Here is a 19,589-nt window from a genome sequence, read left to right on the forward strand (position 1 = left end):
TTTATTAATTTAGCAAGATATGGAAAGAAATTATCTAGAGATTTAAAATAGTATTATCTGACGACTTGAAATATGTTGCACATATATTAGATATTTAATTGGCATAAATAACACTAAACAACTGAAAATGAGTGGAATTTAATTATGCTCATTCAAAGAGTATTTTATATCAATGTAGCCAATAAATATCCAAGAAACGTTTAGTTTTCCTAAAACAAGACTTACATGGATTTCAAAGAAAGTAAACTTTGTTGAACATATTTACATATGGGATAATGCAGGTTGTTTCAATAATGGCAATAGGAACATCAAAGACTTTGCTAAATATATTGAGACAGTATTCAATATCAATCTAGGAGATTTTTATTATACTTTTCTAGAAATTGAGGATCGTAAAGGTAGTCGTACTTTGTTCATAGATAAATTGATCAAGCTTCTAGAAGAAAAGCTGGATGGATTGGACAATAGCGCATGGCTTTACCTTCGGACATTATTTCAGCGACACTTTCAAATCCCCATACATTGATTAATCCATCTGAAAATATTAATCCGAAGAGCTTGGCTTTTGCTTGTTTATAATCGGTTGTTTTTCAATTTCTAATTAGACATCTACTTTTGCTTTCTTGGCTACATATTTAGATTATCAGGGTAAATGTATTTAGGTCTATGCAGGTCTTTCCATAGAATCGATGTTAGTCAATATAATCACACCAAAGGGTAACATCTTTGATTTTGTAGTTATTACGAATACAAATCCTAATCGATTGCTAATAATTATCAATATTCTTCCATACGCTATCCATAATACGCTTTAAGAGCTTAGCTTGTTTCGTTTTTATAAGCGTTTCGGCTTTAGTGCTAGTCTAACAATTTGGACGTTTAAATTTGTATTCGCTTATCGGAAGAGGGGTCAAAAATCAACTATATTTGCTGTATTTCAAACTTAGACAGGCATTGGGTACAATGTATTACGCTTCACGGATATTTCCCATTGGAACTAAGACAAGAAATTGATGTCTATAACCGTATTTATACAGATGTAGTATATCCTAAACAAAAATTGATGCCCGAACTAAAACGTACAGCTTATAAGTATAAGAAAGCCTTATACAGTCAAAAATTGTTAGATCTATTCCGTATTCTATTGACTAGCCTTAGACTGGATTTTCCATTCTTTAAAATATGTTATATTCAGTATAAATCAAACCTTATCTTATGTTTTATAGCTAAAGGAACTCGTTCTAAAAACAAAGAAGCTGTCCCATATATAGTGGTTCAGCTTCTTTTAACTTGTTTTCTTAAAGTTTATATTGATGATATTTTTTAAAATTATCGATTCTTAAAGGGTTGATCTTACTCATAGAGCAGCTCTCTTACTATTTACCTTCAGATGGAATATAGTTTATAGTGAATTTAATATTTTCCTCATTTGTTTTCTGAATAATATAAGCCAGATACCAAGGTTCCATCACTGTAGCCTGATTCCTCTCTATGGTTATGTCAAATGCGTATTTTCCACCATCCGTTTTAGAAATTGATTTCTGAATCTCTACTATCCCCGAGGTTGAAATACCCCTTATCAGTAACAAGGTATATTTATTGAAATCAACGGTCTGTGCATTTGGATAATAAGAAAAAATCTCCTGAAATTTGGTCTTGTCGTTAATTAGTGTGACTTCTTCTTCCCCAATTTTTAATTCCAGATTGCCATTATTAGGAGGTAACTGATATTCGCGATAGACAAAGTCATCAGATTCATTATCGCAGCTGCTCAAAAACACCAGCATGAGTATAGGTAATATCTTTTTCATTTTTTTATACAATTAATTATGATCGTTTTTAATTATAATCGTCTTTTAGCTTCCAGTACAGCTGCATAAGCATCAACCAATCCATACCCCATTTCTTTATTCCAGGTTCCATTCGGTCTGCCTGATACAGTCGAATAAGCGTATCCTCCGACTTTTCGGGCGGTTTTTTCAATAATATCTCCAACTTCCTGGCTCGTAAGGTTACCATTTACAGATAGTATTAAGGCTGCGACTCCAGCAACATGAGGGCATGCCGCAGAAGTTCCGTCGAACGCCATATAATAATCCGTCTCGGAATACCCCCATTTAGAAAGTAAATCCGTTGTCGGAATGTATTCTCCAGGAGCTACAACATCCAATTCTGTACCATAGTTGCTAAAGCCGGATCTCTTTCCATTCTTATTTGTAGAGCCAACGGCTATTATTTTATCATAACAATTTGCAGGAAATACGACACTGCTGCTATAATCATTTCCGGTAGCAAATACCACGACTGTCCCTTTGCCATTTCTTCCCCAGGATGCCTCATAGCGAATTGCATCTTGGATCATAGAACTTGTTAAGGCATTCCCACCCCATGAACAGCTAATAACATCTGCACTTCGGGCAGCTAATGATAACCCTGACGCTAATTCCTGAGTTAAATTAGGAGATTGTATTAATGGGCTGGCAAAACTATAAATCTTTGCATCAGGGGCTATTCCTGCAATACCTTTATTGTTATTTGCTGAAGCCGCGATAATGCCGGCACATGCAGTACCATGAGGTCCATAAATATTTGTGGAATACCATGAACCCTCACGAGTGTCATAAACAGGATAAATATTCGCTAAATCAGGATGTAACTGTTCAATTCCCTGATCAATAACAGCAACTATAATATTATCTCCCTTAGTCAATTGATGAGCTGACAACCAATTGATGGATTGGTTTCCATTCAGGTTCCATTGGCTGTTAAAATAGGTATCATTAGGTGTATTTAAACTTAAACTCGTCATTATATCTGGTTCTGCTTTTTCAAAAAGACCGCTTTCATAAAATTGATTAGCCATTTGTAATGCATCTCCGGCAGATCCATTGTCACATGAGAGTGTATACCAAAGAGGTAGGAATTCGTTGTTCCCGAGAACTTCTACATGGTTCTTTTTAGCCAACTCTATAAGTTTGTTTTTATCTGAGTCAGATTTTAATTTTACATAAAAAAGATGTGATATACCTACTTCTCCATTCAAAGAAGACCTATAAAAGGGCGAACTATATATAATTTCGGTAGTATCACCAACGTTTACTGATTTTAGGGAACTCTCGATTACCCCCCACATCATATCTGTTTTTTCTGCAAGAGTTTTTTTCGATGCAACAACTCCTGAAAGTTTTAACTCATTAAATCCCTGCTCTGAAACAGATAGCTGTTTACGACTTCTTAGTGTAGATAAATTTTTCTTATTGAATACAATATATTGCTTATTGGGTATTTCTTCTAAATAGACCCTTTCCCCATTGAACCAATAATAATTTGCTTTTTCTATAGTTTTAGCTGTAGTTGGATCATTTTCCAGTATTTGAGAATCATTACATCCCCCAAATAATACGGCTGCTAGAAAGCAAATCGTTAATTTAATGCTTAACTTTTTTTTCATAATTTAAATAAGATTAATGAATATCTATACTTATCTTTGGTTATTTGATCTATAATAGATTTGCCGCATCCTATAAAGATATTAACACCCTGTGTAACTTTTGAAAACTAAAGGTAATCATTTCTGAATAAGATGAAAATTATAAATATCACAAATACAAATATTTAAGATTGAAGAATACAGTAACCAGTTCTTTTCAATATTACACAAATAGCTATAAATCAATCAATTTGTTTAGTTATTAAATTCTAATTTTATTTATTTAACAAACAATAATCAATAATAGTTAAATGCTATATGTAAACTATATCAAATCATTGATAAACCAAACTCACGTTTGCGAATTCGCCTTGAAATGAAGGACGGATGAAACTCTTAATGTTATAAATTATTTAGGAAAGAGTATATCTTTGTTAATCGAAAAGAACGAAGATGCTAAAAAGTTAAAGATGAAAAACAACAAGTTTTATTTTTTTATTATTATATAATATCCTTATATTTAATACATTATAAAGAAAAAATGAAATTCAATTGTTGGATTCAGAACCTGTACATATTACAAAAAGTAATTCTGGAGATAAAGAATATTTATTTGTTTCGCTGTCGATCTTTTTATGATTTGCGTCTTGTCAAAATATTAATAAGCTATATTATCGGCTCAAATTTCTTTCAATATGATGTCTCTGTTGTAGGTGTTATCGACAATTACAATAAGACATGGTAGCATTGTATATGACTGTTTTTCTCCCTTTTCTACTTTATATGTAAATATCAGGTGATCATTGTCTTTTGGTAAGCTTACCGGAGTTATTACTGTATTATATTCGCTTTCAGGTTTAACGACAGCAATTACATATTGTTTTGTAAAATCTATTTTGGTAGGTGATCCGCCTGTACCCATCGCAGCTGCTGCCCCGAATATTTTATTGAATTGATCCTGTGATGTGATCTTGGGATTATCTATATTTTTTATGGTATTATTGACAAAATAGTTCTTTGCCACGGTAAAAGGAATGTCTTCCTTATCGGAGGATTTTGTTGCATTTGTTTGCTCTTGCGTTTTGCCGGAATTAGTTCCGCTTTGGCACGCATAGACAATAGAGGTTAAAATCATTAAAACAAATAAATTTCTTACTGTCATCTTATTCATACTGTCAATTGTTTAATTTATTGCAATATTCACTTACTGTTTATCGAAAAATTCAGACCAAACCGTAAACTTAGATTTAACGGTTTTTCTTTATAAATAGTTTCAATTTCACTCTTATTTTTTAAATAATAACTGGCTCCGGGTTCTAAATATAAACCGATCCTCTTCGTAAGGTTATATTGAATTCCCAGGGAAGTGTTTAAAGACCATTGCAGCTGATCGATAGATAGATCTTCTTTCTTTGTAGATTCTAATTTATTATCAATAATATAATCGGTGATTAATTTTCCGGATACGTTCTTTTCAACCATACCTCCTGCCGAAAAATAAACCGATAACTTTTCATTTCGCCAAACGCAATAGCTAATATCCAAAGGTACTCCAATATTATGCAGCATCTGCTCACTGGAATAGTAATAATGATCACTTCCTGATCTTAACCGTGAGGATAAAGCAGTATAGGTTAAGCCGCTTCTGATACTCCACTTATCATCTATACTATAATTAGCGGATATGCCTACTGTCATGGGCTGTCTGTGTTTCACATCGGTGTAGACTTCCTTGTATTGATTCCCAACAAGAATATCTTCATAGGGATCTTCATTAAGGACTGGTTCTCCTTGATCATATCCTGGAGTCATCTCCTGAGGGGAAAAACTTCCGTAGCCTCCATATTTATTTGTTGAACCGGATGACAGGTTTGAGGCGTAGAGATTCGTGCTCCACTTTGTTTTCCTGTTTCTCTGATGACTCTCATATATATCAAGATCAAACTCAGGACATAAACTGTGACTCTTATCTGAATATAAACGTTTATGCTCTTCTTTTTTGAGTTTGACAATTGGTTCAATACTGTCATCTTTATTTATTTCCCGGGGCGTTGTAGTCTCTTCTTTTTCAGTAAATCCAATACTATCTGTCGAAAAATCTTCTTTTGATGACAGTAAACCTTCAGCTTTTGATTTTTTGTGAATCAGACGGTTACCTTTTGTTACTATAATATCATTTTGTTGCTTCTGGTCGATCATTTTTACCTCAGGGGTAAAAGGCGATCGGGAAGTCTCTATTGCAAACTGCACATCTTCTTCTTGCTTATTGAATATGACATAGCCAATAGTAAATACCATGATTACTATTGCAGCTACCGCAGCAATGCGTTTTCCCCATAATAAAACCTTTGCCGGTCTTGAAAATGGTTTGCCGGAGTTTTCTCTTTTTATGATTTCTTCAATATCCTCCCACAACCCCTCCGGTGAGGGTTCTTCATGAACCTCCATTCGTTTACGCAGGTTATCTGACCATTGATTGCTCATAACTCCATTTTTTTAATTGACTTGTGTACACTTATCTGCTTTGCCAGAAGCCCTTTTGCCCTATGCAACTGAGATGCAGAGGTGTTTTCTGAAATATTCAATATTGATGCGATTTCTTTATGACTCTTTTTTTCAAAAACATAAAGGTTAAATACTGTTCTATATCCGACAGGTAGAGAGCGGATCATTTCTAATATGATTGATATCGGCATATCGTCAAATTCAGTCTCGTCTTCTTCGACTATATCCGGCAAGTCCCATGAGGGGTTATTGATTATATCCAGCTTCTCATTCCTTTTAATAAATTTCAAAGACTCATTGATAACAATACGTGAAGACCAAGCCTTTAATGATCCTGCTCCTTTGTATTCAAAACTCTTGATTGACTTGAAAATCTTAAGAAAGCTTTCTTGTAAAACATCTTTAATATCATCCCTGCTAGAGATATAACGAGAGCATACTGTTGTGAAATACCCAGAATATTTGTTATAAAAATCTTTCATAGCGACGATCTCGCCACAGACGATTTTTTGAAGCAACTCTTGTTCTTTATCTATTTCCTCTATCATTTATCAGCAGGTACAACCCAAATATCAGCGTTAAAGCCCTTTTAAAATATAAGTTATACCTCTTTGTAAAGGTATAACTTATAATTAGTTTTGGTAATGTTTTATTACTTTACAGTTACAGTTACTGTTCCGTTATTTTTCTTGTCTTTATCGGTTACTGTAATGGTTGTGGTTCCTGCTTTTACTCCTTTAATTGTAATTTTATTGTCTTTTACTGATGCAGTAGCAATTCCGGCATCCTTAGCCTCAGCCGCATAAGGAGCAACACCTCCACTGATTGTCACAACATCTTCCTTGGCAACATCTACACTAACTGTTTTTTTATCCAAATTTAGTCCGGCAGATTCCTTTACAGTTATAGATATTGTTCCGTTGATTTTATTCTTATCTGTTACAGTAATAGTTGTTGCACCTTTGCTTACCCCGGTGATAGTTATAACATTTTTATCGGCTTTTGCGGTAGCTATTTTTTGATCCTTTGCCAGAACAGTATATGGTTCTGCTCCACCACTGACTGTCACAGTGGCTGTTTTACCAATTTCAACTTCAATTTTGCCCGGATTAAATTTCAGCCCTTTGTCATTGTCGTCGTCTTTATCACACGATGTAAATGTAATAGACAAGGCAACCAAACTAAGAAAAAACAGGCTCGAAATTGTTTTTAAATTTTTCATTGTTTTTGAATTAAATTAAACTTTGTTTTTAAATTCATGTGTTTTTTGAACTTTCAATTATATAAATCCCATTTTTCTTAAACCTTGCATGCAATATAATTCAAAATTAAAGCATTAACATAATTTAATATTTTAGCGGCATATCTGAATAAGATATTACTGCACATTTATCCCTCTGAACGATGTCGTACCACAGCCTTTGTTGGTGTTTCCTTCCTGTAGTATAATCGAATTCGGCAGATTTATCGCCACTGAATGATTTCGATTTAAGTTTTAGCTTTACTGTCTTTCCTTTCTTTCCTTTTTCTGTCCAGTTACCGCGTGGAGGTGTTGCTATATTTTACTCTTTGAAGGCGAACAGCTTAATGATTTTAGAATGAATCGAAATGAGGTAGAGGTCACTCTGGACTATCTGTATATTTTATTTTTGGTATGCCAAAGTCATCGCTGGTTGCTCTAATTTTGTTTCGCAGTTTAACGTACTAAATTATTTAACTTATGAAACAAATTGAAGTAGCAACATTAGAACACCTAAATGAACTTGCAGTATTGTTCGACAATTATCGTGTATTTTATGAACAACCATCTGATTTGGAAAAAGGTAAATCTTTTCTGAAAGAACGTATAACGAACAATGAAACCGTTACATTTCTTATCAAGAAAGATGATAAATATGTAGGCTTTGCACAGTTGTATCCTCTGTATCATTATAAATCACTAAAACGCCAATGGTTGTTGAGCGACTTGTTTGTTGACCCTGCTTATCGTGGGTTTGGCTTTGCAATAGATCTTATAGACCGCTGTAAACAATATTGTAATGAAACCGGTGCTTGCGGACTATTGCTTGAAACTCAAAAAACAAATAAGATCGGTAATAATTTATATCCTAAATGTGATTTTGAGTTAGACAGTGAACACAATTATTATAATTGGTGGAATTAATGATAGGAAAATATCCCATCGCTTTTTCCTGCTCTCGTATGTCTCGTCCTAAATAGGGTTACACAAAAGATGTAATGTTATGGAAGAGATTAATTATGTCAAGCGCATACAAAAAGATTATAGCATATCTTTTAAGTTATCAGTGGTCTCGGAGATTGAGCGAGAAGATATCTCAGTAACTTCCGCCAAAAAGAAGTATGGAGTTCAAGGAGATCGGACAATTACTAATTGGCTGAGAAAATATAGTACCTTTGACTGGGTAAATCAAACGTCCAGTAATATGCAAAAGAGTAAAGATCAAAAGAGACTCGAGCTTGAGCAAAAAATCAAGCTATTGGAAAAGCAAAAAATTATTGGAGAAGCAAGCAGAAACCTCAGATAAGAAAGCGATCTTCTTTGATATGATGATCGATATGGCGGAAAAGGAATTTAATATCCCTATCCGAAAAACTCCTTACCCTAACAATCGACCGATTCTCAAGAGAATACCAAGTGAGTAAAACCTCCACCTGTGGATTGCTCGGGGTAAGTAGACAGGTTTATTACCGTTCCTTCCGATCTATGAAGCAGCAGGGTACAGCAGAACAAGTAGTGTCTATAATCTATATTGGCGGCAGAGGCAGAAACTGTTATTTGGCGTTGGTTACCGATGCATACTCCAAGAAGATAATGGTATATGATGCCTCTTACAGCCTGGCAACGGAGGGTTCTTTAATAGCATTGAATATGGCTATAAAGCTAAGGCGATATAGAAATAAGCTGATCCATCACCCAGATCGGGGTTTGCTGTATTGTAGTAATGATTATCAAGTAACATTAAAAAAGAAAAAGATAACACCAAGCATGACTGAAAATTATATTCCCGCTACCTGAACCACTAAAACCATAAGTAGAAGACAAACCTCCTGCTGTATTTGCTGAATTGTGATCACTGGTTGAAGAGCCTCCGCTTCCAGAAGCCCAAGATGATCGCCACCCCTCAGTATGTCCACTTCCAGTTAGTCTAATTCAACCTTATTCAGGTTGTCCAATTTTAGCTTACTTAATGTTTTCATATAAAAATTTTCAATTGGTTGGATTGCAGTATTATCTAACAAATAGCAACTTATCTGTTATTCTCTGCGACTTTACAATAACACCTAATATAAGATTGTCTTGAAATTTATACCCTAACTAGATTTAATTTTAAAGATTTCTTTTTCCGATATCTTTCTTGATATCTCTGAGTTATGAGTGCTGTCCCTTCTCTAATCATACAAAACTACAATTAAAGGGTATTATAAACATTCCCTACTCTGTAGTTCTTCGAATATCTTTGAATAATCTCAAGGTCAGCTACCTCAAAAATAAGAATAAAAAATAATAAATATTATCTTTGGGTACAAACTAAAAACGAATACATGTCTGATCAAGAAAAATATAATCGAATATTTGAGGCTAATAATAAATGGATAGAGAAAAATAAGATAGACAACCCCGGACTATTTAAGTTATTAGCAGCAGACCAGCATCCTGATTTTCTATATATCGGATGTTCGGATAGCAGAGTACATCCCAATCAGGTTATGGGATTAAAGCCAGGAGAGGTTTTTATCCATCGTAATATTGCAAACATGGTTATAGCCACTGACCTAAGTGCTCTTTCCGTTATCAACTACGGAGTTGAATACCTAAAAGTTAAATTTATTATTGTTTGTGGTCACTATGGATGTGGAGGAATAGAAGCGGCGATGAAAAAGTCGGACTATGGGATACTTAACCCTTGGCTGCGAAGTATACGAGATGTCTACCATCTACATAAAGAGGAACTGGCTGCTATTGATGATATCGGAGCCAGACATAGGCGTCTTGTAGAACTTAACACATACGAACAATGCCGCAACATAATTAAAATGGGAGAAGTACAAAAGTCTTATTACGAAAAAGGATATCCTAAAGTTGCGGGATGGGTATTTGATATCAAGGATGCCCAACTTCATGATCTTTTCTTCGATATGGATGGCGAACTTGATAAGATTAAAGAGATTTATGATATTACAGGCAATGCTGAAGATTGAAGAATTCCACTACCCCATAAATATCATTACACCCTTTTTCCTATTTAGATACCCCGCTTAAGGGCTTTAGGAAAAAGGGTGTAAATGTAAAACTCTTATATTACTTATATCCGCAATTGATATTAAATAATATCAAAAAAACGAATATGTATGCTTACTTCAAATAAATATGACAGCTTATCGTATGCGATCTAAAGATTTTACAAGCTTTTCGTCTTTCTTTATACGTGAAACAGCAAGTAAATCAAAGATCAGGGCTAATACAGGGAAAATAATTCCAAGTTGAATATTTAAGGAATATCCTGGAGTAATCTTATCTAAGAATGCACTTACATAAAACGCGGCAGTCACATAATATATAGCTATCAACAAAGCCGTAAATAATCCCAATTTTATTTGTAACTTTCTTTTATTATACAGAAATATATTTAGAAAAGCTACGATAGCAGATAGAGCACAAAAGATAGCCGCTCCCCAAGCATGATAAGATATTGAGCTATCAAATATTCCCAAAGAATTAAACAATATACTTGAAAATTTAAGACCTTCACTCGTTATTTCAAGCGATGGAATCACAAAAGTAGCCCCCATCAATATCGTTGTAAGAAGGAGAAAAATCGACTGTATACGCTGTATCATTCTATATTAGAAATTATCTTTATCCTTACTAGGATTTCTGTAATAAAGTTTTCCTTCTGTATACTCTTGAGCTGCGATAAGCGTTGGCTTAGGAAGTTTTTCGTAGTAACGAGAGATTTCTATTTGTTCTCTATTTTCGAAAACTTCTTCCAGATTATCGTTATATGAAGCAAATTCCTGTAGTTTCTTATCCAAATCCTGTTTCATTTCAACAGAAATCTGGTTAGAACGCTTAGCGATAATTCTAACAGTTTCGTATACATTACCGGTGTCTTCTGACAAAGACATCATATCTCTGGTAATAGTATTGCTTGCTGCATTTGTTTTTCTATAATCCATAATGATTTTAAAATATAATTATATTGTTTTTTTCGATTATTTATTTCTTCAATTCTTGTTGAACAGCTTCGTTTGTTGCATCATCTACTTCCTGACCTAATGCTTTTAAGGCTGCACGATAGTAACGTTCACTTTCTTTAGTGTACTTACCGTTAGGGAACATATTCTTATAATTGAAGTGTTCATCCATCAAATCTCTGTAACGTACAGGCTTCTTTTCTTCAACACTATAAACGGCTTGTTCAAATCTCGCTCTAACAATCAAAATCTGGAATTCCTCGGTAAATTCAGAGAAAGGATAAGATTTTAGAGCCTCACGTGCAGTTACTACGCAAGATTCGTAATAGTTCTCTCTATTATAAAGCCCCAAGTTATAATATAAGCGTGCGGCCAGAAATTCTTTGTATGCTAACTTCTCTTGAAGTTTAAACATCAAATCCTGAGCTTCGGGAGCCTTTTCGCTTTGAGGAAAATATTCCAAAAAATTCTGAAATTCCTGAATCCCTTTAAAGGTGCTTGTTTGGTCTAACCTCGCATCCGGAGAGTCGAGATACAATCCGTAAGCAGAATTGAATCGTGCCAACTCGGTAAATTCTCCCTTCGGAAACTTATTATAATATCGGGTATAGTACTGGGTAGCTGTTGTATAATCTTTATCATAGAAATAGGCTTGAGCCAACAGATACAATATTTCCTGCTCTTTGGAAGACCCTGTATATGCAGATAAAATCTCATCTAACAAGGTGATTGTTCTTCCATATTTCTTTTGATCGAAGTATTTCTTAGCATATTCATACTTTAACTCGGCATCACGGCTTTTCAATATTTTATTATATTCGCCGCATGATGCAAGCAGCATTGCTAATAATAAGGTACACAGGATTCGTATCTTCATTCTACTCAAAAATTAGTTTGCAAATTTACACAAAGCTTTTATAATTTAAAAATAAACTTTTACAATTATATTTTTTTGAGATTCACGATCAGTTTAGCGAAACATCGAAGCAACCTTTTTTACCCCTATTACCAACTGATCAATCTCTTCTTTTGTATTGTAGAATGCCAATGAAGCTCTCACTGTACCATCCACACCCAACTCATCCATAAGAGGTTGAGCGCAGTGATGACCTGTACGAACGGCTATTCCCATTTTATCTAAAAGCATTCCCATATCGTAATGATGAATATTATCTACCAAAAACGAGATTACGCTGCTTTTCTTATCCGAAGTTCCATATATTCGTAAACCTTCTATTTTCAGTAATTCATCAGTACAATATCTTAATAACTCATCTTCGTATGCTTTTATTGAGTCAAGCCCAATATTTTTTATGTATTTCAATGCTGTGGCCAACGCTATCACTCCCGGATAATCAGGGGTTCCGGCCTCAAACTTGAATGGTAACTCGTTGAATGTACTCTCTTTAAAGGAAACCGTTTTTATCATTTCACCCCCACCCTGATAAGGCGGCATCTGATTCAGCCATTTTTCTTTACCATACAAAACACCTACTCCATTCGGGCCATAAACCTTATGTCCTGAGAAAACAAGAAAATCACAGTCCAGCTTTTGTACATCCAGCGTCATATGCTGAACCGATTGAGCCGCATCTATAAGCACAGGAATATTATGTTTGTGAGCAATTTCTGTTATTTGATCAACAGGATTTACAGTACCCAATACATTAGAGACATGTGTAACTGATATCAGACGTGTTTTTGGCGAAATAAGTTTCTCCATTTCGTCCAACATCAATTCCCCCTTATCGTTGATAGGAATTACTTTAAGCTTGATTCCTCGTATTGGCTCTTGCAATTGCCACGATACAATATTAGCATGATGTTCCATTGCCGAAATAATAATTTCGTCACCCTCATTGCAAAATTGGCGGCAAAAACTATGAGCAACAAGATTTATCGACTCTGTAGTGCCTCTTGTAAAAATGATCTCGTGGCTATGTTTAGCGTTGATGAATTGCTGCACCACCACTCTCGATTCTTCAGCCAGATCTGTAGCTTGCTGGCTTAAATAATGTACACCACGATGCACATTAGCGTTCGTGGTGTAATATATTTTAGTCATTTCCTCTACCACACATTTTGGTTTTTCGGTAGTAGCCCCATTATCCAGATAAATAAGAGGTTTACCATAAACCGTAGTAGATAGAATAGGAAAATCTGATCTTATTTCTTCTATATTCATTTTTTCACTGTCAATAGTTATCAGTTGGCAGCATAATGATATTCTGCAACCGAGAACTATGTTTCATTTATCATTTACATACTGCACAATTTCCGCAACGAGCAGATTCTCCCTTGAAACGTTTTTCGACCAAATCCAGTAGTCTTTCTTTTAGGCGGTCGATACGAACATGTTCTAATACTCCCGCAGCAAAAGCTTGCATTAGCATCAAACGAGCAGATTCCTTAGAGAGACCACGTGAGCGAAGATAAAACAGAGCCTCTTCATCTAACTGCCCTGTAGTTAATCCGTGCGAACATTTTACATCATCGGCATAAATCTCCAATTGTGGCTTGGAATACATATGAGCATTTGGAGAAATACATAAGTTATTATTCGACTGATATGCCAATGTTTTCTGTGCATCTTTTTCAACTCGTATACGTCCACAAAAAGCACCTGTAGCTTCGTCTTGCAACACATACTTGAACAACTGCGTACTCGTACAGTGTGGTACAAGATGATCGAGAAAAGCAAAATTATCTACATACTGATGCTTATCCGCTATAACCATACCACATACATAAGCTTCAGCATGCTGTCCGGATAGTTTTACATTATAGTTATTACGGCTAACGCCCGTATTGAAAGTCATATTATTGATCAATACATTTGATGCTTCGAGCTGATGAACAAACGTATTTGTCAAACGGGTAACTTTATCTGAGTTTTCTTCCAAGTCGTAATAATCGATAAGAGCATTACGTCCGGCGAAGATTTCGGTAACCTGCGTTGCTAAAAACTGAGATTCATCTACAGTATGATCACAAATAAGTAATTTCACCTGAGCATCATCCTCGGCTATAATCAGAATACGGCGATTAACAAGACTATTAAATTCACTCTTCAATATATTGATCAGCTGAATTGGCTCTTCTACAACAACACCCTTAGGTACATAAATAACAAAACCATCTTGAGCAAACATTGTATTGAATGCGACAATTCCGTTTTTATCCATCTCTGCTATTTGCCCATAATATTTAGAAAACACCTCGGGCTTTTCTTCTGCAAAATGCTTGAAACTACCAATAAATACCCCGCTCGGATAATTTACCTTTGGCTTATGTTCTTCATGAAATATATCATTGAGAACAAAGTAAAGATTTGTAGTCAAATTAGGAATTTCACACCTAAAAGCAACATATGGGTTCCCTGTGAATGGCAACCTGTTAATATTGAGAGCAAAGTCAGGTAAAAATTCCGCTGCAACGTCCAGATAGAGATAATCCTCCATCTTCTTGGTGGGGAATCCCTGTTCTTTAAAAATATTTAGTGCTTTATCTCGAAGACTATTCATCCCTGATAAAGACTTTGCATCAATCTTATCTCTATACTGGGTAAATATGTCTATATATTGATTTTCTATCATTCTTCAAAATCTTTAATAATCCAATCGTATCCTCTTTCTTCCAATTCCAGAGCCAATTCAGCTCCTGCGCTTTTTACTATACGTCCTTTGTATAATACGTGAACATAGTCCGGCTTAATATAGTCTAGTAAACGTTGATAGTGGGTAATAACAACTGTAGCATTATCCTTGCTCCTCAACTTGTTTACACCGGCTGCAACAATACGCAAGGCATCGATATCAAGCCCTGAATCTGTCTCATCAAGTATTGCCAACTTCGGCTCTAACATAGCCATTTGGAAAATCTCGTTACGTTTTTTCTCTCCTCCCGAGAAACCTTCGTTCACCGAACGTCCCGCAAGGTCTTTGTCTAGCTCAACTAATTGACGCTTTTCACGCATCATTTTCAAAAAGTCTGAAGCTGAGATAGGCTCCTCACCTTTATGCTTACGAATTTCGTTTAAAGAAGCGCGCATAAAGTTTGTCATACTTACCCCCGGTATTTCTACAGGGTATTGAAAACTGAGGAACAACCCTTCACGAGCTCTATCTTCGGGATCCATTTCCAAAAGATCATGTTCTCTGAAAGTTACTTCGCCTTCTGTTACCTCAAAATTGGGATTACCTACCAAAACCGAAGCAAGGGTACTTTTTCCGGCACCATTAGGCCCCATTATTGCATGAATTTCTCCCTCATTTACAACAAGATCTAATCCCCTTAATATTTCTTTGCCTTCAACATTGGCATGTAAGTTCTTTATGTTTAATAAATTTGCCATTATTATTATATGTTGTTTAAAATAAAAATCTTAGTTACAGCTATCCATTTAACACTAAGATCTGATATATGTTCAAGCCACCATGGCTTTCGAATGCAAAAATAGTAAATAAAACACAAAAATAGCCCGTTTTTAACAGGCTATTAGTTATTTATTAAATCTATAATGTTTCTTTTCTAATAAATTAAACTATTTAACAAACTAATAGTTCCCATATTTCAAATGAGTAGGGTTTTTATTCCTAGAAACTCATTTCTACTATAACAGGACAATGGTCTGAAAAGTTTATTTCGCTCAGAATTGCTGCATTATTAAGTCGTGGACGAGCTTCTTCCGTAATAACATGATAGTCTATACGCCACCCTAAATTTTTACCTCTGGCTCCTGCCCTATAACTCCACCAACTATACTTCTCCGGACTTTGATCATACACCCGAAAAGTATCAATAAGTCCTGTATCTATAAACTCATCAAACCACTGACGCTCTTCAGGTAAAAAGCCGGAGCTTTTGGTATGACGTTCAGGGTGATTAATATCGATAGGTTTATGACAGATATTGTAATCTCCGCAGATAATGAGTTCGGGTCTTTCTTTACGTAAATCGTTTATAAAATGTGTAAAATCGGCCAGAAATTTCATTTTTATATCCTGACGAATATCCCCCATTGTACCGGAGGGTATATAAACACAAATCACAGTGACATCTCCATAGTCGGCACGTAATACACGCCCTTCTCTATCATAGTCAGGAATCCCCATTCCTATTTTCACCAAATCAGGCATACGTTTGGTCAAGATACCAACTCCGCTATATCCTTTTTTTTCGGCAGGATGAAAATAGTAATTATACCCCAATGATTGAATAGTCAATACATCGATCTGATCTTCCGTAGCCTTTATTTCCTGCAAGCATAAAATATCAGGAGACTCTTGTTCAAGCCATTGGTAAAGACCTTTATTTACAGCGGCACGTATGCCGTTTACATTATATGATATTACTTTCATTTAATCAAAATGTGTTAAGTCAACTTGATACCTTCATTTTCGGCAGCTTTAACTTTCTTAAATAAGTCGGAGGCAAAGACAAAATCATTAAAATCTTCATTTGTAGAAGATATGACGTCCTTGCTTGAACCTTGCCACTCGAGTTCGCCTTCCTTAATAAAATTGATTCGTTCACCAATACCCATTACCGAGTTCATATCGTGAGTATTGATAACGGTTGTAATATCATACTCTTTTGTGATATCATGTATCAAATCATCTATAACGAGAGATGTTTGAGGGTCAAGTCCGGAGTTTGGCTCGTCGCAAAACAAATATTTTGGATTGAGGGCTATGGCACGAGCTATGGCAGAACGCTTCATCATACCTCCACTAATCTCTGATGGATATAGGTGACCTGCATCTCCAAGATTTACCCTTTCCAGACAGAATTTAGTTCGTTTCTCCTGCTCTATTTTGGTCATTGAGGAGAACATCATTAAGGGGAAATTGACATTTTCGAAAACAGTCATGGAGTCAAATAAGGCCGATCCTTGAAAAATCATCCCCATCTCTTGACGCAAATCTTTCATCTCACCGAGGCTCATTTTTGTAAGATCACGTCCATCGTATAATATTTGCCCGCTTGAAGGGCGCATCAAGCCTACGAGATTTTTAAGAAGAACCGTTTTTCCCGAACCGCTTCGTCCAATAATAAGGTTGGTTTTCCCTGCTTCGAAAAGAATATTTATATCCTTCAGAACGTCTCGTTCATCAAATGATTTATATAAGTTCTTTACTTCTATCATGACATCATCAATTGAGTGATCAGCAAGTCTGAAACAAGAATAAGAATACTACCCATAACTACCGAATCGGTACTAGCTTTGCCCACATCCAACGATCCGCCCCGTGCTGAGTAGCCATAATAAGAGGCCACAGTTGACATAATGAAAGCGAATATTATAGTTTTAACAATAGCATACCATACATAAAATTCTTTGAAATAGAATTGAAGTCCATACTGAAAGGTATCAGCAGGCATCACTTGCCCTATTATACAGACTGCATATCCGCCTATTACACCAAAAAACATACTAAGAACTACAAGTACTGGGATGAAAGTCATCAAAGCGATTACTTTAGGCAAAATGATATAATTGGCAGAATTCACACCCATTATTTCCAATGCATCTATTTGTTCTGTAACTTGCATCGTTCCTATTTCGGACGCTATATTAGATCCGACTTTTCCTGCTAGAATCAGACACATTATCGTCGATGAGAATTCCAAGATTAGTATCTCTCTGGATACATAACCAACCGTATAACGTGGCATGAACGGAGAATCAATATTCAACTTTATCTGAACCACAATAACAGCACCGATGAAAAAGGAGATTATTATCACAATCCAAATTGAGTTTACTCCTAATTTGCTTATTTCGGCTAGATACTGACGAAGAAAAACACTCCATTTCTGAGGTCTGGTGAAAACCTTTTGCATGAGGAGCGCGTAGTGTCCAAGTTTATCTAAAAGAGAAATTATAAACATATTTGTTTTTTCAGAGATTTATAAACATGAACAAAGATACATTTTTTTGTATAATTCTCAGATTTCAATCGAATGGAATGCATTAAGAGAACATTTTTTGAAAAATTTTCACTTATCTTATGAGTTATAGGAAATCAATCGTGCGAATGATGATACCGACAATATTAATATGAATTATAAATCCTTAGTTATAATTCTTCGGATTGTAAATCCGAAGGGACGAAGAAAACTCTTCGAAAATAATACATCTATTTTCTTTTCTCTAAGTATATGAAAGATTTAAAAGCTATCTTATATCCAATAAACACCCCCAATATTATAAGTAATATATAATTGAAGATTATATCATCTTTGTATAAATCAAATATAAAATATATAAAGAAGTATATATAAAAACAATAGCTTACAATTATTTGAGAATATATACATATAAAGCTCACAAATCCATCAGACTGATAATATAGCTTTTTCCCCGTTCTCTTTTTAGAAACTAGAAATCCAATTAATTCAAAAACAGAAATAACAATTAGTAATATCCATAATCCAGTTAAAGTATACATTACGGTAGGAAGACAAGAAGATTCAATCAATTCATAAAAAAACAGACAATACATCGTTGTTAAGATACACATTGATATAAGAAATTTCTCTCTTAGCTTGGTTATATTTTTCATAAAAATAGAAATTATATCTTCTTCTTTTTTTCTTCTCTTGCTCTATTTTTTCAGGATAAGCATCATATGAGTCTTTACTAGGAGTATCCAGGATAGTTTAAAATGGATTATAGATACTTGCACGATTCATATTCGGATTACAAATCCGAAGGAACGAGGGAAAATGAGAATAAAGATATTTCTTAATTTGGAATATATAAAAAAAATTCTCTTCGTCCTCCTGTTTTCCTCTTAATTTCGATACTCCCTTTACCGTATTTTTTTATAATAGAGTCACCCACACTTACAAAATTCCATGAATCAGGATAAAAATCTACTGTTATATTTAAAGTATCATTATTAATTGTATGGACTTGGATCATCTTAGCCGCATGATTCCAGTTATCAATATGTTTTTTTATTATTTGTCCTTCATAACTTGAATTTATAACATCTATAGTATATTCTTTTCTACTACTAATATTACAAGACAAAAATAAACACATCATAAATAAATAAGATATAAATTTCATATATGTATTTAATGTTTTAAGTAAATATGAATTTAGTTTTTGATTCTAAAGAATTTCCAGGAGAAAAAAGAAAATAGATCATGAATCAACTCAATAGAATATATTCTACTACGAACCAACATGGATTTTCCCATTAAAATAACACATATCTTTGGCATAATTTATACCAACAATGATATACCAATATGATGAAGACATCACTTGATCTGATCTTTTACACTCGGGCTGAGCATCTCTATAGCCAAGAACAAACTTAATGAAAAAGGTGACAAAAGTAACAGCTTTTTGTATATATTTCTCTGTCACCTTTTTTCTACCCTTAAGTCATATATAGATAAATAATCCTGCCAATGATGA

At 34.6% G+C, this 19,589-nt stretch carries 23 protein-coding genes and 1 pseudogene; 5 read left to right on the forward strand and 19 right to left on the reverse strand.

The window, feature by feature from the left end:
• The first annotated feature begins 187 nt into the window (after nucleotides 1-187).
• Nucleotides 188-526, forward strand: a complete 339-nt coding sequence (locus PKC55_RS17525; RefSeq protein ID WP_291127235.1) for an RteC domain-containing protein — start codon at nucleotides 188-190, stop codon at nucleotides 524-526.
• 850 nt (nucleotides 527-1,376) lie between these two features.
• Here the strand turns inward: PKC55_RS17525 and PKC55_RS17530 are convergent.
• The 7 genes and pseudogenes from PKC55_RS17530 to PKC55_RS18240 all read right to left on the reverse strand — a co-directional run.
• Nucleotides 1,377-1,811, reverse strand: coding sequence for a hypothetical protein (locus tag PKC55_RS17530; RefSeq protein ID WP_291127233.1), 435 nt, complete (start codon nucleotides 1,809-1,811; stop codon nucleotides 1,377-1,379).
• A 32-nt stretch (nucleotides 1,812-1,843) separates the two neighbouring features.
• Nucleotides 1,844-3,451, reverse strand: coding sequence for a S8 family peptidase (locus PKC55_RS17535; protein WP_291127231.1), 1,608 nt, complete (start codon nucleotides 3,449-3,451; stop codon nucleotides 1,844-1,846).
• A 658-nt stretch (nucleotides 3,452-4,109) separates the two neighbouring features.
• Nucleotides 4,110-4,601 (reverse strand): hypothetical protein, encoded by a 492-nt coding sequence (locus tag PKC55_RS17540; protein ID WP_291127229.1) that lies wholly within the window; start codon nucleotides 4,599-4,601, stop codon nucleotides 4,110-4,112.
• Between the two features lie 29 nt (nucleotides 4,602-4,630).
• Nucleotides 4,631-5,914: a Dma1 family dual membrane-spanning anti-sigma factor gene (gene dma1, locus PKC55_RS17545; RefSeq protein WP_291127227.1), complete on the reverse strand. Its 1,284-nt coding sequence runs from the start codon at nucleotides 5,912-5,914 to the stop codon at nucleotides 4,631-4,633.
• Nucleotides 5,911-6,483: an RNA polymerase sigma factor gene (locus tag PKC55_RS17550; protein WP_291127225.1), complete on the reverse strand. Its 573-nt coding sequence runs from the start codon at nucleotides 6,481-6,483 to the stop codon at nucleotides 5,911-5,913. Before PKC55_RS17550 ends, dma1 begins: the two co-directional genes overlap by 4 nt.
• A 104-nt stretch (nucleotides 6,484-6,587) precedes the next feature.
• Nucleotides 6,588-7,157: a pilus assembly protein N-terminal domain-containing protein gene (locus tag PKC55_RS17555; RefSeq protein WP_291127223.1), complete on the reverse strand. Its 570-nt coding sequence runs from the start codon at nucleotides 7,155-7,157 to the stop codon at nucleotides 6,588-6,590.
• A 217-nt stretch (nucleotides 7,158-7,374) separates the two neighbouring features.
• A pseudogene (locus PKC55_RS18240) lies at nucleotides 7,375-7,452 on the reverse strand (NigD1/NigD2 family lipoprotein); the annotation flags it as partial.
• A gap of 203 nt (nucleotides 7,453-7,655) precedes the next feature.
• Here PKC55_RS18240 and PKC55_RS17560 point away from each other — a divergent pair.
• The 3 genes from PKC55_RS17560 (at nucleotide 7,656) to PKC55_RS17570 (ending at nucleotide 8,972) form a co-directional block, all read left to right on the forward strand.
• Nucleotides 7,656-8,099, forward strand: coding sequence for a GNAT family N-acetyltransferase (locus PKC55_RS17560; protein WP_283687689.1), 444 nt, complete (start codon nucleotides 7,656-7,658; stop codon nucleotides 8,097-8,099).
• Nucleotides 8,100-8,178: 79 nt separating this feature from the next.
• Complete coding sequence (locus PKC55_RS17565; RefSeq protein ID WP_283687690.1) at nucleotides 8,179-8,481, forward strand: hypothetical protein; 303 nt, start codon at nucleotides 8,179-8,181, stop codon at nucleotides 8,479-8,481.
• A 110-nt stretch (nucleotides 8,482-8,591) separates the two neighbouring features.
• Nucleotides 8,592-8,972 (forward strand): DDE-type integrase/transposase/recombinase, encoded by a 381-nt coding sequence (locus tag PKC55_RS17570; protein WP_283687691.1) that lies wholly within the window; start codon nucleotides 8,592-8,594, stop codon nucleotides 8,970-8,972.
• On the opposite strand, the gene PKC55_RS17575 is transcribed toward PKC55_RS17570, so the two are convergent.
• Nucleotides 8,954-9,091 (reverse strand): hypothetical protein, encoded by a 138-nt coding sequence (locus PKC55_RS17575; RefSeq protein ID WP_283687692.1) that lies wholly within the window; start codon nucleotides 9,089-9,091, stop codon nucleotides 8,954-8,956. The genes PKC55_RS17570 and PKC55_RS17575 overlap by 19 nt on opposite strands.
• Nucleotides 9,092-9,499: 408 nt before the next feature.
• Between PKC55_RS17575 and PKC55_RS17580 the strand changes: the two genes are divergently transcribed.
• The gene (locus PKC55_RS17580) at nucleotides 9,500-10,156 is read left to right on the forward strand and encodes a carbonic anhydrase (RefSeq protein WP_291127220.1); all 657 of its coding nucleotides are present in this window, start codon (nucleotides 9,500-9,502) and stop codon (nucleotides 10,154-10,156) included.
• A 177-nt stretch (nucleotides 10,157-10,333) separates the two neighbouring features.
• Here the strand turns inward: PKC55_RS17580 and PKC55_RS17585 are convergent, their stop codons facing one another.
• The 11 genes from PKC55_RS17585 to PKC55_RS17635 form a co-directional block, all read right to left on the reverse strand.
• Nucleotides 10,334-10,795 carry a DUF4293 domain-containing protein gene (locus tag PKC55_RS17585; protein WP_291127218.1) on the reverse strand — a complete coding sequence of 154 codons (462 nt, stop codon included), beginning with the start codon at nucleotides 10,793-10,795 and terminating at the stop codon, nucleotides 10,334-10,336.
• Nucleotides 10,796-10,801: 6 nt separating this feature from the next.
• The gene (locus PKC55_RS17590; RefSeq protein ID WP_006844092.1) at nucleotides 10,802-11,134 is read right to left on the reverse strand and encodes a DNA-directed RNA polymerase subunit omega; all 333 of its coding nucleotides are present in this window, start codon (nucleotides 11,132-11,134) and stop codon (nucleotides 10,802-10,804) included.
• Nucleotides 11,135-11,174: 40 nt separating this feature from the next.
• Nucleotides 11,175-12,029 carry an outer membrane protein assembly factor BamD gene (gene bamD / locus PKC55_RS17595; protein ID WP_135107178.1) on the reverse strand — a complete coding sequence of 285 codons (855 nt, stop codon included), beginning with the start codon at nucleotides 12,027-12,029 and terminating at the stop codon, nucleotides 11,175-11,177.
• Nucleotides 12,030-12,122: 93 nt separating this feature from the next.
• On the reverse strand, nucleotides 12,123-13,337 hold the full coding sequence (locus tag PKC55_RS17600) for an aminotransferase class V-fold PLP-dependent enzyme (RefSeq protein WP_291127216.1): 1,215 nt from the start codon (nucleotides 13,335-13,337) through the stop codon (nucleotides 12,123-12,125).
• Between the two features lie 70 nt (nucleotides 13,338-13,407).
• The gene (gene sufD, locus PKC55_RS17605; RefSeq protein ID WP_291127214.1) at nucleotides 13,408-14,748 is read right to left on the reverse strand and encodes a Fe-S cluster assembly protein SufD; all 1,341 of its coding nucleotides are present in this window, start codon (nucleotides 14,746-14,748) and stop codon (nucleotides 13,408-13,410) included.
• Entirely contained in the window at nucleotides 14,745-15,506 is a 762-nt protein-coding gene (gene sufC, locus PKC55_RS17610; protein WP_135107189.1) for a Fe-S cluster assembly ATPase SufC, read from the reverse strand. Before sufC ends, sufD begins: the two co-directional genes overlap by 4 nt.
• 241 nt (nucleotides 15,507-15,747) lie before the next feature.
• Nucleotides 15,748-16,512 (reverse strand): exodeoxyribonuclease III, encoded by a 765-nt coding sequence (locus tag PKC55_RS17615; protein WP_324373621.1) that lies wholly within the window; start codon nucleotides 16,510-16,512, stop codon nucleotides 15,748-15,750.
• A 14-nt stretch (nucleotides 16,513-16,526) separates the two neighbouring features.
• On the reverse strand, nucleotides 16,527-17,300 hold the full coding sequence (locus tag PKC55_RS17620; RefSeq protein ID WP_135107193.1) for an ABC transporter ATP-binding protein: 774 nt from the start codon (nucleotides 17,298-17,300) through the stop codon (nucleotides 16,527-16,529).
• A complete protein-coding gene (locus PKC55_RS17625) occupies nucleotides 17,297-18,040 on the reverse strand; it encodes an MlaE family ABC transporter permease (RefSeq protein WP_374043291.1) in 744 nt (247 codons plus the stop codon). The genes PKC55_RS17620 and PKC55_RS17625 overlap by 4 nt, the downstream gene beginning before the upstream one ends.
• Nucleotides 18,041-18,902: 862 nt before the next feature.
• A complete protein-coding gene (locus tag PKC55_RS17630; RefSeq protein WP_283687698.1) occupies nucleotides 18,903-19,232 on the reverse strand; it encodes a hypothetical protein in 330 nt (109 codons plus the stop codon).
• Nucleotides 19,233-19,340: 108 nt separating this feature from the next.
• The gene (locus PKC55_RS17635) at nucleotides 19,341-19,538 is read right to left on the reverse strand and encodes a hypothetical protein (RefSeq protein ID WP_283687699.1); all 198 of its coding nucleotides are present in this window, start codon (nucleotides 19,536-19,538) and stop codon (nucleotides 19,341-19,343) included.
• Between the last annotated feature and the right edge of the window lie 51 nt (nucleotides 19,539-19,589).

Origin of the sequence: Dysgonomonas sp., assembly GCF_035323175.1 — a bacterium.
Classification (GTDB): domain Bacteria; phylum Bacteroidota; class Bacteroidia; order Bacteroidales; family Dysgonomonadaceae; genus Dysgonomonas.

What these genes read in the sequence shown, in the direction of transcription:
- PKC55_RS17530 (WP_291127233.1), bottom strand. Translation starts at nt 1,811, where the DNA reads ATGAAAAAGATATTACCTATACTCATGCTGGTGTTTTTGAGCAGCTGC.
- PKC55_RS17535 (WP_291127231.1), bottom strand. Translation starts at nt 3,451, where the DNA reads ATGAAAAAAAAGTTAAGCATTAAATTAACGATTTGCTTTCTAGCAGCC.
- PKC55_RS17540 (WP_291127229.1), bottom strand. Translation starts at nt 4,601, where the DNA reads ATGAATAAGATGACAGTAAGAAATTTATTTGTTTTAATGATTTTAACC.
- dma1 (WP_291127227.1), bottom strand. Translation starts at nt 5,914, where the DNA reads ATGAGCAATCAATGGTCAGATAACCTGCGTAAACGAATGGAGGTTCAT.
- PKC55_RS17550 (WP_291127225.1), bottom strand. Translation starts at nt 6,483, where the DNA reads ATGATAGAGGAAATAGATAAAGAACAAGAGTTGCTTCAAAAAATCGTC.
- PKC55_RS17555 (WP_291127223.1), bottom strand. Translation starts at nt 7,157, where the DNA reads ATGAAAAATTTAAAAACAATTTCGAGCCTGTTTTTTCTTAGTTTGGTT.
- PKC55_RS17560 (WP_283687689.1), top strand. Translation starts at nt 7,656, where the DNA reads ATGAAACAAATTGAAGTAGCAACATTAGAACACCTAAATGAACTTGCA.
- PKC55_RS17565 (WP_283687690.1), top strand. Translation starts at nt 8,179, where the DNA reads ATGGAAGAGATTAATTATGTCAAGCGCATACAAAAAGATTATAGCATA.
- PKC55_RS17580 (WP_291127220.1), top strand. Translation starts at nt 9,500, where the DNA reads ATGTCTGATCAAGAAAAATATAATCGAATATTTGAGGCTAATAATAAA.
- PKC55_RS17585 (WP_291127218.1), bottom strand. Translation starts at nt 10,795, where the DNA reads ATGATACAGCGTATACAGTCGATTTTTCTCCTTCTTACAACGATATTG.
- PKC55_RS17590 (WP_006844092.1), bottom strand. Translation starts at nt 11,134, where the DNA reads ATGGATTATAGAAAAACAAATGCAGCAAGCAATACTATTACCAGAGAT.
- bamD (WP_135107178.1), bottom strand. Translation starts at nt 12,029, where the DNA reads ATGAAGATACGAATCCTGTGTACCTTATTATTAGCAATGCTGCTTGCA.
- PKC55_RS17600 (WP_291127216.1), bottom strand. Translation starts at nt 13,337, where the DNA reads ATGAATATAGAAGAAATAAGATCAGATTTTCCTATTCTATCTACTACG.
- sufD (WP_291127214.1), bottom strand. Translation starts at nt 14,748, where the DNA reads ATGATAGAAAATCAATATATAGACATATTTACCCAGTATAGAGATAAG.
- sufC (WP_135107189.1), bottom strand. Translation starts at nt 15,506, where the DNA reads ATGGCAAATTTATTAAACATAAAGAACTTACATGCCAATGTTGAAGGC.
- PKC55_RS17615 (WP_324373621.1), bottom strand. Translation starts at nt 16,512, where the DNA reads ATGAAAGTAATATCATATAATGTAAACGGCATACGTGCCGCTGTAAAT.
- PKC55_RS17620 (WP_135107193.1), bottom strand. Translation starts at nt 17,300, where the DNA reads ATGATAGAAGTAAAGAACTTATATAAATCATTTGATGAACGAGACGTT.
- PKC55_RS17630 (WP_283687698.1), bottom strand. Translation starts at nt 19,232, where the DNA reads ATGAAATTTATATCTTATTTATTTATGATGTGTTTATTTTTGTCTTGT.